At 65.1% G+C, this 12689-nt stretch carries 10 protein-coding genes and 1 pseudogene; 5 read left to right on the top strand and 6 right to left on the bottom strand.

Going from position 1 to position 12689, the window contains the following annotated elements; all coding sequences use genetic code 11:
* Positions 1-13 precede the first annotated feature (13 nt).
* Positions 14-1399, bottom strand: coding sequence for an MFS transporter (locus tag C7411_RS24600; protein ID WP_110386638.1), 1386 nt, complete (start codon positions 1397-1399; stop codon positions 14-16).
* A 210-nt stretch (positions 1400-1609) separates the two neighbouring features.
* Between C7411_RS24600 and C7411_RS24595 the strand changes: the two genes are divergently transcribed.
* The 4 genes from C7411_RS24595 (at position 1610) to C7411_RS24580 (ending at position 4697) form a co-directional block, all read left to right on the top strand.
* On the top strand, positions 1610-2560 hold the full coding sequence (locus tag C7411_RS24595) for a LysR family transcriptional regulator (RefSeq protein WP_110386637.1): 951 nt from the start codon (positions 1610-1612) through the stop codon (positions 2558-2560).
* Positions 2561-2678: 118 nt separating this feature from the next.
* The gene (locus C7411_RS24590) at positions 2679-3401 is read left to right on the top strand and encodes a PadR family transcriptional regulator (protein WP_110386636.1); all 723 of its coding nucleotides are present in this window, start codon (positions 2679-2681) and stop codon (positions 3399-3401) included.
* A gap of 72 nt (positions 3402-3473) precedes the next feature.
* On the top strand, positions 3474-4295 hold the full coding sequence (locus C7411_RS24585) for a siderophore-interacting protein (protein WP_110386635.1): 822 nt from the start codon (positions 3474-3476) through the stop codon (positions 4293-4295).
* A gap of 3 nt (positions 4296-4298) precedes the next feature.
* On the top strand, positions 4299-4697 hold the full coding sequence (locus C7411_RS24580) for an alpha/beta fold hydrolase (protein WP_110386634.1): 399 nt from the start codon (positions 4299-4301) through the stop codon (positions 4695-4697).
* Positions 4698-4916: 219 nt separating this feature from the next.
* Here C7411_RS24580 and C7411_RS24575 read toward each other — a convergent pair whose 3' ends face one another.
* From C7411_RS24575 to C7411_RS24555, 5 genes and pseudogenes are all read right to left on the bottom strand, one after another.
* The gene (locus tag C7411_RS24575) at positions 4917-5408 is read right to left on the bottom strand and encodes a 2-thiouracil desulfurase family protein (RefSeq protein ID WP_110386689.1); all 492 of its coding nucleotides are present in this window, start codon (positions 5406-5408) and stop codon (positions 4917-4919) included.
* Between the two features lie 104 nt (positions 5409-5512).
* Entirely contained in the window at positions 5513-5695 is a 183-nt protein-coding gene (locus C7411_RS24570; protein WP_110386633.1) for a hypothetical protein, read from the bottom strand.
* Positions 5696-5850: 155 nt separating this feature from the next.
* Positions 5851-6051, bottom strand: a pseudogene (locus C7411_RS39015) (IS6 family transposase); the annotation flags it as partial.
* Positions 6021-6173 carry a hypothetical protein gene (locus tag C7411_RS24560; RefSeq protein ID WP_181431371.1) on the bottom strand — a complete coding sequence of 51 codons (153 nt, stop codon included), beginning with the start codon at positions 6171-6173 and terminating at the stop codon, positions 6021-6023. The gene C7411_RS24560 and the pseudogene C7411_RS39015, both read right to left, overlap by 31 nt.
* A 172-nt stretch (positions 6174-6345) precedes the next feature.
* Positions 6346-7911: a methyl-accepting chemotaxis protein gene (locus tag C7411_RS24555; RefSeq protein WP_110386632.1), complete on the bottom strand. Its 1566-nt coding sequence runs from the start codon at positions 7909-7911 to the stop codon at positions 6346-6348.
* A 1106-nt stretch (positions 7912-9017) separates the two neighbouring features.
* Here C7411_RS24555 and C7411_RS24545 point away from each other — a divergent pair.
* A complete protein-coding gene (locus tag C7411_RS24545) occupies positions 9018-12683 on the top strand; it encodes a hydantoinase B/oxoprolinase family protein (RefSeq protein WP_110386630.1) in 3666 nt (1221 codons plus the stop codon).
* Positions 12684-12689: the final 6 nt, after the last annotated feature.

Raw genomic sequence — 12689 nt, 5'->3', positions numbered from 1 at the left:
GATCGTGTAGAAGTCAGAACCTGTCGGATCCGGCGGCGGCCTCACGGCGCCTCGGCAGCACAAGCACGAGACCCGCGCCAAGCAGCAGCGCGGCGGCAATGGTGAGCATGCCGGGCAACAGCTTGCCGCCGCTCAAGTCGGACAGCCAGCCCACCATGAACGGGCTGACGAAGCCCGCGAGATTGCCGGTGCAGTTGATCAAGGCGATTGCAGCGGCCGCGCCGGAGCCGCCAATGAGCGCGGTAGGAATGCCCCAGAAAACGGGGGCAATGGCATTGATGCCGATGGCGGCCAGCACCAGCGCAAGCAGCGCGACCGGCACGCTCGCGGCGCCCAGCACCGATGCGAGCAAACCGGCGGCGCCCAGCGTGCAGCAGAGCGCGACATGGCGGCGCCGTTCGTTGCGCCGATCCGCGTGGCGCGCGATCAGCACCATCGCGACCGCGCTGATCAGGGAAGGCACCGCCGACAGCCAGCCGATGTTGCCGACACTGGCGACGCCGCTCGCCTTGATGATGGTCGGCATCCAGAACGCGAGCCCGTAATTGCCCATCGCGATGCAGAAGTACGCGAGGCACAACATCCAGACACGCGTGCTGCGCAGCGCGCGCCAGACGGAATATTCGACGCGTACGGTTGCGTCGCGGGCCAGGTCGTCGCGAAGCAATGCCTTTTCGTCCGCGTCCAGCCAGCGCACCGATTCGATGCGGTCATAGAGCAGGAAGAGCGCTGCGATGCCGACCGCCAATGAGCCCGCGCCCTCGACGAGGAACAGCCATTTCCAGCCTGCGACGCCGCTCACGCCATCGAGACCCGACATGACCCAGCCCGAAAGCGGACCGCCTATCGCCCCGGAAACCGGGATTGCCGTCATGAACATCGCGATGATCTGCGTGCGCCGCCCTGACGGAAACCAGTTCGACAGATACAGAACGATGCCCGGAAAGAAGCCGGCTTCCGCAACGCCGAGCAGAAAACGCATGACATAAAAAGAAGCCGCGCTATTCACGAACATCGTGAGGCTCGAGATGATCGACCACGTGATCATGATTCTCGCAATCCAGCGTCGCGCGCCGACGCGGCTCAGAATCAGATTGCTCGGCACTTCGAAAATGAAATAGCCGAGAAAGAAAATTCCGGCACCCGTCCCATAGGCCGTATCGCTGAGTTTCAGGTCGGCGAGCATTTGCAGCCTCGCAAAGCTCACATTGACCCGATCGATGTACGCGACCATGAAAGCGAGGAACAGGAACGGCAGGATGTGGCGCGCGAGCTTGCGATAAAGCGCGGCCTGGCGCTGCTCGCTCCAGTCGCCGCAGCTCGCCGATGGCCCGGCGGACAAACCGCCCGACTGCGCGTCGCCCACCCACCCGCCATTACCCAATGACTCGATGCTCATGCTGTCTCCGGCGCATTGACCTGCCGCGCTATCGTGGGCGACCCTCGGCCGCTCCTCTGTTATGTGATGCAACCCGGTTGCAGGTGCCGCGCAACGCAATGCGCGAGACTAGACGGGCCTCCAGAGTAGCCGGCACGCACTCCGATCTGCAAATCACTCTTTCGGCGTAGCATATAACCTGGCAGTTATACCGAATAAGGGAAAACGCTGATGCCGAACATCGATCCAATCGAACGCTTCTTTCGGTCCGGACTCAAGCTGCCGCATCTGCGCATCCTCGTCGCGCTCGCGGACCTGGGCCAGGTGACGCGAGTGGCCAATGCGTTTCACGTGACGCAGCCGGCCATTTCCAAGCAGATCGCGGAGATCGAGGAGGCGATCGGGGTGGCCGTCGTCACCCGCAGCGGCAACAAGCTCGAGCTGACGGCAATCGGCAAGGTCATCGTCGCGTGCGGACGGGACGTGCTGCGTCATCTGGAGCTGGCGCGACGCGACGTCAGCGCGCTTGCGGCCGGCACGGGCGGACATGTGCGCGTGGGCGCGGTCGTGACCGTTCCCGATCCGCTCGTGGCCAACGCCGTCGAGCTGTTTCTGAGACGCGCTCCGGCCGCCTCGTTTTCATTCGTCGAGGCCACGCTCGACCGCCTGCTCAAGATGCTCGAAGACGGCGACCTCGACGTCGCGGTGGGCCGCAACCGGATCACGAGTACGCTCGTTCCCGTGAAGCACGAGACGTTGCTGCGCGATCCGTTCGTATTCGTGGCCGGGGCGGCTCACCCGCTCGGCGCGCCGGATCGGCAGCCTGGCTGGGCCGATCTGCGCGAATGCCGGTGGATCACGCCGCAACGCGGATCGCCGGCTTATACGACGCTGATCGCAACGCTCGATGCGCAAGGCATCGTGCCCGCGGCGAGCAGCGTCGAATCGAGTTCGCTCGCGCTCAATCTGGCGCTGCTCCAACGCGGCGATTTCGTCTCCATCCTGCCGGTCTCGATCGCGCGAAGCCACGCCATACGCGCCAACATGCGAGTTTTGCCGCTGCCGGCGATCGAGCGGCTCGGTGAGGTCATCGCGCACTCGCGCGCGGATGTCAGCGGACCCGCCACGGAGTTGTTCGTCCAATGCCTCGTCGAGGCGTCGAGCGAGTTGCAGGACGACTGACGCGTCGCGCACATCGCGGCCCGCTGGCGCCCATGCCCCAAATATTCTCTTTGACAAACACTCTTACGATATATATCTTAAGACATGTTTTAAGACACTCTTGAGATAAGGAGGCCCTATGCGCCACCATCCGCACTTTGGTGATCCCGGCCGTCACGGCTACGGCGCGCGCGATCCGCGCGACTTCTTCGGCGGCCAGCATCCGGCCATGCAGGCGCTTCGAGCGTTGCGTCACGCCATGAGCCGCCATCGCGGCGGCGAAGGTCCCGGCGACTTCGGCGAAGGTTTCGGCCGCGGCTTTGGCGGTTTCGGCGACGGCGACGGTTTTGGCCGTGGCCGCAAGTTCACGTCCGAAGATCTGCAACTCATGCTGCTCGTGCTGCTCGCCGAGCGCCCGAGCCACGGCTACGAACTCATCAAGGCGCTCGACGCGCGTTCGAACGGCTTCTACAGCCCGAGCCCCGGCATGGTCTATCCGGCCCTCACGTACCTGGAAGAGCTGGGCTACGTGAGCGTGACGCTGGAAGGCAACCGCAAGCGCTACGAGCTTTCGCCCGAAGGCCGCTCGTACCTCGAGGCCAACCGCGAACGCGCGGACCTGATCCTCGCGAAACTCACGCACTTCGGCCGCAAGATGGAAGTCATGCGCCGCGCCATGGCCGGCGAAGATCCCGCCGAAGGCAGCGCCTGGGTGCGCGAACTGATCGAGGCGCGCCGCGCGCTCAAGCGCGCGCTGCTGCGCCGCACCGACGCCGCGCCGGAAGAACAGCGCCGCATCGCCGCGATTCTTGCGCGCGCCACCCGGGAAATTGAAAACGGCAGTGAGAGCGAAGGCGTTTGACACACCGCATCGGGCCACCATGCGCCAGACGCAGGCCCACGCCGCGCCACCCCAACATCATCGGAGCCATACATGCAGAACCCGTCCCAACTCGAAGTCGTCCGTGTGCGTCACCCGCTGAAGTTCCGACTGTTGCGCGTGGTGCGCGTCACGGCGCTCTCGCCCTCGCTAATCCGCGTGACGCTCACGGGCGATCTGAGCGACTTCGTCTCGGCGTCATTCGACGATCACATCAAGGTGTTCTTTCCCGCCGCCAGTGAGGAAAAGCCAGTACTGCCAACTTTGGGCCCGGACGGCATCGTCTTCCCAGAAGGCGTCGAGCGTCCCGCTGCGCGCGACTACACGCCCCGGCGCTTCGATCCGCAAACCAACGAACTCGATCTGGAATTCGCGCTGCACGAAGCCGGCCCGGCCACGGCATGGGCGGCACAGGCGCAGGCCGGCCAGTATCTCGGCGTGGGCGGTCCGCGCGGCTCCATGGTGATTCCCACGGGCTTCGACTGGCATCTGCTGATCGGCGACGAAACGGCGCTGCCCGCCATTCAGCGGCGCCTCACGGAGCTGCCGGCTGGCGCGCGCGTGGCCGTGGTCGTGGAAGTGGCGAATCGCGCGGCCCGCATCGAGCTGCCCACCGAAGCCGATCTTTACGCCATCTGGTGCTATCGGGACGAACGCGGCGACGAAAGCGAGTCGGAGCATCCGCTCGTGGACGCCGTGTCCGGCGTGTGGCTGCCGCCCGGCGAGGGTTACGTCTGGGCCGCGGGCGAAGCCTCGGCGATCCGCGCGGTGCGCGCGCATCTGTGCAACGAGCGCGGCGTCGACAAGAAGCGCATTCGCGCTTGCGCCTACTGGCGGCGCGGCGCGCAGGCGGCCCACGAAACGATCGACGACTGAGCGATCCTGCGGGCGCGGCAACCCTGCCGCGCCTTTTTACTTTCAGGCTCGAAGCCCATCCATGACCCCTTCTCTCGCACCGCTGCGCGAACGCACCCTGCTCTGGCTGCTGGCGCTCACGCAGTTCAGCACTACACCGAGGAAGTTTCCCCGCTCTACTCAAAGGTCCGCTGCCAAACGCTGGTGCTTTGGGGCGAAGACGGTCAATGGATCCCTGCGGAGCGCGGTCGACTGTTGCAGCGCACTATCCGCGGCGCCCAACTGCAAGTGATTCCCAACGCCGGGCATCTCGTACAAGAAGATGCTCCAGAAGCGATTGTGGCTGCGTTGTTGCGTCTTCTGTCTGGAAAGAGAGGATGGCCAGTTGTGTCAACGCAGGACGGTTCGCTCACACTTCCGTGAAGCGGTGCGCTGCGCCTTTGACAGACAACCGGGCGATAGTGTTAGGCCGGTTAGCGGCAGCGATGGAAAGGTTTTCCGCCATTCAAAGGTCCGCCTGTCAACTGCAATCAGCGTCCCCATATGGCCGGCGACTGCTTGATTCAGTTGCCCGTAGTCGACCCTCAACAGCCGTTCAGGTTTCTCCAAGGCAGCCGATTTACCCACAGCAACGCTCCGCTTTTACGTATCGAGGTCGATTAGCGAAGCAAGGTCATGGAGCTGGGATGGAGCAAACACACGGATACCGTGCTGAACGAGCAACGCGGCTGTCACACCTGAGGCACGGTGTGCGACACGGGAGAACGAGCCATCATAGATGAAACTGCTGCCACACGATGGACTGCCGTCGACGAGCAGCGCATAGCGACAGCCGTGCGCGATCGCCTGCTCGAGTGCGTATCGTGCACCGTCGACGAAGAGCGCTGTGACGTCTGCGCCTGCATCGTCGTGAATCCGCGCTGTGCCATCCAGCACATCGTGGCCACTGCGCCGCATCTGGATCTCGGCTGGACGGCGCGGCGTGTCGAACCCAGCAGCGACTTCCGGGCACACAACGACGAGTCGCCCTTCATCGCGCCAAACGTGCAATAGTGCGCTGGCAAGCGTATTCGCGCGGCCGTCGTAACGCACCGGCAAGCCGGCAAGACAACCGCTGATAAGTATCTTGTTCATATACGTGGTCGTGTCTGGCAAGACAAGGCGCAGATCGTGCGCGGCGGCGATAATGTCCAACGCCGCATTATCAACGATCTGGGAACCAGGGGCTGAACAGCCCTTCAGGGCCGTTCAGCGCCCGACGCCCGAAGGCGATGGTCTTCCCGATCCAGAACCGTGTCGGTAAAAGCGGTCGCGGCGAACTGACTGCCCTGATCGGTGTTGACGACCTCCGGCTGACCATATTTCGCGAATGCCTCTTCAAGCGCCTCGACCGCATGGATCGCTTCCAACGTGATCGCCACGCGATGGCCAATACGCGGATCGATTCATTCAGCCGTCCGTGTGGCTCTCAACCCGCCTTAAACACGGAAATTACGGGGCTCCTTTCGGTGGGGACCTTCCCCGGATTTCTGGCGATCAGACGTGTTCACACTATCCAAGACCGTCGACGGCCAGTGCGAAGTTGATAAAAGCGATTGCCACGAATCTTCAAATAGGTCCTCGACAACACGCCAGGACCGGCCTGCCGGTATGGCAATCCGATTCCAGCGCTTGACGAACTCCGGCGTAAAACGCTTCACCCAACGCATGATCGTCGTGTGCGCCAGCGACAGCCCCGTTCGGCCATCATCTCGACCAGATCACGCAGGCTGAATTCGCCGACTTGCCCGACACGAAGACGAGATCGCCCCAGCGCGTGGCATTCCAATATTTCGCCTTTGGGTTGCTCGGCGCGCGGCCAGGTTCGATCAGGCGGTTCAGTCTTTCGTCGGCGTTCATGTTGCTCCTTTCATCGTGAGCGAGTGCGCTTGTGCCAGCGGCTACCGGCGAGGTGGACCGACGATTCCATGCACACGGCGCTGCCGCGCCAAACAAGGGATGCGGGTATCGATATGAGCGGGCGGCGCGATGCCGGGGAGGCAACCGGGCCGCGCCTGCCGAACAGCGCCGATCACGCCACGCCCTGCGGCTCGACCCGGAACGCCGACACCGATTGCTGAAGCCGTCCCGCCTGATAGTCGAGCGAACCGGCCGCGGCGGCTGCCCGTTCGACGAGCGCCGCGTTACGCTGGGTCATGTCGTCCATCTCGCGAATCGCGACGTTGACTTCGCCGATGCGCGCGCTCTGATGCTTCGACACGTCCGATATTTCGCCGACGATCGACGCGAGACGCCGCACCGCTTCGACCACCTCGTTCATCGTCGCGCCGGCGTCGGCGGCGAGCGTCAACTCTTCGTCCACCTGCGCGCTCGACTGCCCGATCAGCGCCTTGATCTCCTTCGCCGCGCCCGCGCAACGCTGTGCGAGCTGACGCACTTCGCCCGCGACGACCGCGAATCCACGACCCTGGTCGCCCGCGCGAGCCGCTTCCACCGCAGCGTTCAGCGCAAGGATGTTGGTCTGGAACGCGATGCCTTCGATCACGCCGATGAATTCGCCCATCTTGTGCGAACTGTTCGAGATGTCCTCCATCTTGCCGGCCATGTTGCCGACCGCGCGGCCGCCGCGCATCGCGATGTCCGACGCCCCGGCCGCGAGCGCCGACGCGCTTTGCGCGCTGTCCGCGTTGCGCCGAACGGTTTCGGTCAGTTCCTCCATGCTCGCGGTGGTCTGTTCCAGCGACGCAGCCTGCTGCTGCGTGCGGCTCGACAGATCGAGGTTGCCGGTGGCGATCTCCTTCGACGCGCCGGCAATCGTCTCCGTCGACACGAGGATGTGCCGCACCGCGCCCGCGAGCTGGTCGCGCATCTCGCGCAACGAAAAGAGCAGGCTCGAACGGTCGCCGGGCGCCAGCACGATATCGGTCGCGAGATGCCCTTGTGCGATCTGCGCGACGATCGCGGCCGCCGCCGACGGTTCGCCGCCGATCGAGCGATACACGTTGCGCCCGACCCGCATCGCGACGAACGACGCAATGCCGCCGAGCACGGCGAGCAACGCGGCTGAGCGGACCAGCGTCGCGTAGAACTGCGCCTGAATGTCGTCCATGTACTCGCCGGCGATGAAGTTCCAGTGCCACGGCGCGAAACCTTTCACGAAGCTCACTTTTTCGCTCGGCCGGCTTTCACCGGGCTTCGGCCACCAGTAATGCAGCACGCCGCTGCCGCTACCCAGGTTGCCCGCAGCGACGATTTCCTGGTACAGCAGATTGCCCTTGGCGTCGCGGAACTGGCTCATGTCCTTGCCGTTGAGCTTCGGGCTGAGCGGATTGTCGATCAGCACCTTGTCGTCGCGCACGATCGACACGTAGCCGGAAGTGCCGTAGCGCTGCGCGTCGACGCGCGCAATCGCCTGCCGCTGGGCTTCGTCGACCGACAGTTTCCCCGCGTCGACGGCCTTCGCGTAGTCGGCGACGATGGACGCCGACATGTCCACGACGTTCGCGAGACCGGCGAGCCGCACGCGCATCTGCGCGGCCCGTGCGTCGAACGCATTCACAACGGTCACGATCAGCAGCGAAATCCAGCACAGCACCAACGGAATCCACATTTTTTGTTTGAGCGTCAGATGTCTCATGACAGGAAAGTAGGCAAGTGAACAGGAAAGGCGCGTGCAGTGGTCAGGGCATGGAGCGGGAAGCTATGGAATCCGTACCGATCGCGCGAAGTCGGTGCCGCGCAGTAGCGAGCCCCGCGCCATTCTCGCATGGGGTCGGCGCGCGCCATTATCTTTGACAGTCTGTGACAGTTGCTCGCGCGGTCGGGGCCGGCTGCATTGCCGCTGCACCGTCGCTCCACCGCCGCTTCGCACAGCGCGCAGGTCCGCCGGCACGCTGCGCGACGCTATCGATCGGCGCACCAGCGGTCGCAGGCTCGCGCGCACTGGCGTTCGCATCAACTCGCTGCGCCGCATCGGTCGTCATCGCTCGCTGCGGCACCGCGCTGACCGTGACGATGCGCAGATCGGTATTCACGCGCGCCTGCAACTGGCAAGACGCCACCACCACTACCGCTCAGCCTCCGTCCGGCACGTCGCGACATTCAGGCTCGCTAACCCGGAATGACCGGACTGCGCTCATGGCGCAAGCTGGTTGACGGCATTCAGCACGCCTATCTTTAGGCTGCTTTTCCCGATTTCATTTACGATCCTGCCCTTTCTTCTATCCGCCTTCTCTCCCGGCTCTTTCCATGTTCATTCCGGGTTCTTTCCCGCTTCTGTCTCTCTTCTTTCCCGCTGCCTTCCGTTCCGCGCACAATGCGACGACCGGGCGCATGGCCGGAAAGCCTTGCTCCATGGGGGTTTCGACGCGCCCCTCCCGCTCGCACCAATGATCCGACAAAAGCCGGCCGGCGTATTCGAACACAACGATTTATCAACCGCTAGCGTTTCTTATTCCAAAGCCAACAAAATTTTCTTTGGGCCTTCATCGAAAACCCACTATCGAGGACGATAAATACGGGGCAAACCCTGATCGATAACCGTGAATGGACATTAAGAATGCGGATTCACATCGCAAAAACAATGACCTGCCGGCGATATACGATTTTTTTATACCCTGGATTTATTTTTCTGCCTGGACTCGCGCGGCCCGCCGCTTCGACAATCGCGCCATGCTACATATGGACCGGCCGCCGTCGAGACGCGTCCGCCAGCGCAGTCTGAATCAACGGAGCTCGAAGCAGATGAACAACACGCAGCACACCGATCAAGACCAGAACGTGGAAAAGACACCGGGCAACGAGCGCGCCGACGTTGGCCGCTGGCAGTTCTGGGTCGACCGCGGCGGCACTTTCACCGACATCGTCGCACGCCGGCCCGACGGAACGCTCGTCACGCACAAGTTGCTGTCGGAGAACCCCGACCGCTATCAGGACGCCGTCGTGCAGGGCATGCGCGACCTGCTCGGCCTCGCCGCCGCCGAGCCGCTGCCGCACGAGCGCATCGAAGTCGTGAAGATGGGCACCACGGTCGCCACGAACGCGCTGCTCGAACGCAAGGGCGCACGCACGCTGCTCGCGATCACGCGCGGCTTCGCCGATCAGCTGCGCATCGGCTATCAGGAGCGTCCGGATATCTTCGCGCGCCACATCCAGTTGCCCGCGCAAATGTACGAGCGCGTGCTGGAAATCGATGAGCGCGTCGGCGCGCGCGGCGAGCTGCTCCACCCGCTCGACGAGGTTGCCGCGCGCGCCGGCTTGCAGGCGGCACGCGCGGCCGGCATCACGTCGGTCGCGATCGTACTGATGCACGGCTATCGCTTCCCCGAACACGAATTGCGCGTCGCGGCGCTCGCGCGCGAATGCGGCTTCACGCAGATTTCGGTGAGCCACCGCGTGAGTCCGCTGATGAAGCTCGTCGGCCGCGGCGACACCACCGTGGTGGACGCCTATCTGTCGCCGGTGCTGCAGGACTACGTCGAGCGCGTGTCGGGTCAGACGGGCTCCGTGCGCCTGATGTTCATGCAGTCGAGCGGCGGTCTCGCGGAAGCCCATCACTTCCACGGCAAGGACGCGATCCTTTCGGGACCGGCCGGCGGCATCGTCGGCGCGGTGAAGACCTGCGAGGCGGTCGGCGAACACAAAGTGATCGGCTTCGACATGGGCGGCACGTCGACCGACGTCGCCCATTACGACGGCGCGTACGAACGCGTATTCGAGACCCAGGTCGCGGGCGTGCGCGTGCGCGCACCGATGATGGACATTCACACGGTGGCCGCGGGCGGCGGCTCCATCTGCAGCTTCGAGAACGGACGCTTCAAGGTCGGCCCGGAATCGGCCGGCGCGTATCCGGGGCCGGCGAGCTATCGCAACGGCGGCCCGCTCACGGTGACGGACTGCAACGTGATGCTCGGCCGCGTGCAGGCCGAGCACTTCCCGCATGTGTTCGGACCGCAGGGCAATCTGCCGCTCGATACCGAAACGGTGCGGCACCGCTTCACCGAAGTGGCCGTGCAGGTCGAGCGCGAAACCGGCCAGCGGATGAGCCCCGAAGCGGTGGCCGAAGGCTTTCTGACGGTTGCCGTCGACAGCATGGCGCAGGCGATCAAGACAATTTCGGTCGAGCGTGGTCACGACGTGTCCGACTACGCGCTGTGCGCGTTCGGCGGCGCGGGCGGCCAGCACGCGTGCGCGGTCGCCGACGCGCTCGGCATGCGCCGCATCGTGCTGCATCCGTTCGCAGGCGTACTGTCCGCGTTCGGCATGGGCCTCGCCGATCTGCGCGTGCTGCGCGAGAAAGCCGTCGAAGCGACGCTTGACCCAGCCACCGCTGCGTCGCTCGAACCCGCGTACGAAGCGCTCGAAACCGACGCGATCGCGCAGGTCACCGCGCAGCGCGTGCCGCGCGCGCAGGTCGAGGCGATGCGCGCGGCGCGGCTCAAGTATCAGAACACCGACTCGACGCTCGAAGTGCCGTTCGGCGACGCCGCCGCGATGACCCGCACGTTCGAAGCGCTGCATCGCAAGCGCTACGGCTTCGTGATGAGCGGCAAGCCGCTCGTGATCGAATCGATCGTCGTCGAGGCGGTCGGCCAGACCGGCACGCAGCCGCGCATCGGCGCGCCGTTGGTGCAGAGCAGCGGGACGGCGGCGGGCAACGTGCCGATGTTCGCCGACGGCGCGTTGCGCGCGGTGCCGCTGCGCGTGCGCAAGACGCTCGCCGCGGGCACGCGCATCGAAGGCCCGGCGCTGATTGCCGAGGACATTTCCACCATCGTGCTGCAGCCGGGCTGGCGCGCGCGCGTGCTCGACGACGGCACGCTGCTGCTCGAACGGCAGGAAGCGGAGCGCGGAGCCGCGGCGCTGACGATCACCACCGCGCGCCATCCGGTGCATCTGGAGGTGTTCAACAACATCTTCATGTCGATCGCGCAGCAGATGGGCGTGACGCTCGAAAAGACCTCCTACTCGGTCAACATGAAAGAGCGGCTCGACTTCTCGTGCGCGATCTTCGACCGCGCGGGCGGGCTGATCGCGAACGCGCCGCACATCCCCGTGCATCTGGGGTCGATGAGCGATAGCGTGCAGAGCGTGATCCGCGAGCACGGCGCGAGCATGCGCCGCGGCGACGTGTTCATGCTCAACGTGCCGTACAACGGCGGCACTCACCTGCCCGACATCACCGTGGTGATGCCGGTGTACGGCGACGACGGCGCGCTGCTGTTCTACGTCGCCGCGCGCGGCCATCACGGCGACGTCGGTGGCATCACGCCGGGTTCGATGCCGCCGAACAGCACGACCATCGAAGAAGAAGGCGTGCTGCTCGACAATGTGCGCATCGTCGCGCAGGGGCGCTTTCTCGAGGACGAGGTGCGCAAGCTGTTCGGCAGCGGCCCGTGGCCGAGCCGTAACGTCGACCAGAACATCGCCGACCTGACCGCGCAGATCGCCGCCTGCGAATGCGGCGCGAACGAACTGCTGCGCGCGGTGGACCGTTACGGCGCCGAGGTGGTGCTCGCGTACATGAACCACGTGCAGGACAACGCCGAGGAAGCCGTGCGCGACGCGATCGACGCGCTCGCCGACGGCGAGTTCGCGTACGCGATGGACGACGGCGCCGTGATCCGCGTGAAGGTGTCGATCGATCACGACCAGCGCAGCGCGCGCGTCGATTTCGCCGGCACGAGCGAGCAGCGCAACAGCAACTTCAACGCGCCGCGCTCGGTGTGCAAGGCCGCCGTGCTGTACGTGTTCCGCACGCTGCTCGCCGGCAGCATTCCGATGAACGAAGGCGTGCTGCGCCCGATCGACATCGTGATTCCGCACGGCTCGATGCTGAACCCCGCGTATCCGGCCGCTGTGGTGGCCGGCAACGTCGAGGTTTCGCAGTCGATCACCGACGCGCTGTATGGCGCGCTCGGCGTGATGGCCGGCTCGCAGGGAACGATGAACAACTTTACGTTCGGCGACGAGACCAGGCAGTATTACGAAACGATCGCGGGCGGCTCCGGCGCGGGACGCAGTCATCCGGGCACGTCGGCGGTGCAGACGCACATGACCAACTCGCGCATGACCGATCCGGAGGTGATCGAGTGGCGCTTCCCGGTGATCGTCGAGCAGCACGGGATCCGCACCGGCAGCGGCGGCGCCGGGCTGCAGGCAGGCGGCGACGGCGCGGTGCGGCGCATCCGCTTTACGCGCGCGATGACCGCGAACATTCTCGCGAACCGTCGCCGCGTCGCCCCGTTCGGACTCGCGGGCGGCGAGGACGGCAGGCCGGGACGCAACTGGATCGAGCGCGCGAACGGCGCGGTGGAACGCTTCGGCGCCACCCACACCGCGCAGGTCAATCCGGGCGACGTGTTCGTGATCGAAACGCCGGGCGGCGGCGGCTATGGGCGCGCAGCCTGACTGAAC

The sequence above is a fragment of the Paraburkholderia silvatlantica genome (genome assembly GCF_003096715.1).
Classification (GTDB): Bacteria; Pseudomonadota; Gammaproteobacteria; order Burkholderiales; family Burkholderiaceae; genus Paraburkholderia; species Paraburkholderia silvatlantica.
This window is presented reverse-complemented; position numbering and strand designations above follow the sequence as displayed.

Coding starts and splice junctions, on each gene's coding strand:
- C7411_RS24600 (WP_110386638.1), bottom strand. CDS start 1,399: ATGAGCATCGAGTCATTGGGTAATGGCGGGTGGGTGGGCGACGCGCAG.
- C7411_RS24595 (WP_110386637.1), top strand. CDS start 1,610: ATGCCGAACATCGATCCAATCGAACGCTTCTTTCGGTCCGGACTCAAG.
- C7411_RS24590 (WP_110386636.1), top strand. CDS start 2,679: ATGCGCCACCATCCGCACTTTGGTGATCCCGGCCGTCACGGCTACGGC.
- C7411_RS24585 (WP_110386635.1), top strand. CDS start 3,474: ATGCAGAACCCGTCCCAACTCGAAGTCGTCCGTGTGCGTCACCCGCTG.
- C7411_RS24575 (WP_110386689.1), bottom strand. CDS start 5,408: ATGAACAAGATACTTATCAGCGGTTGTCTTGCCGGCTTGCCGGTGCGT.
- C7411_RS24560 (WP_181431371.1), bottom strand. CDS start 6,173: ATGAACGCCGACGAAAGACTGAACCGCCTGATCGAACCTGGCCGCGCG.
- C7411_RS24555 (WP_110386632.1), bottom strand. CDS start 7,911: ATGAGACATCTGACGCTCAAACAAAAAATGTGGATTCCGTTGGTGCTG.
- C7411_RS24545 (WP_110386630.1), top strand. CDS start 9,018: ATGAACAACACGCAGCACACCGATCAAGACCAGAACGTGGAAAAGACA.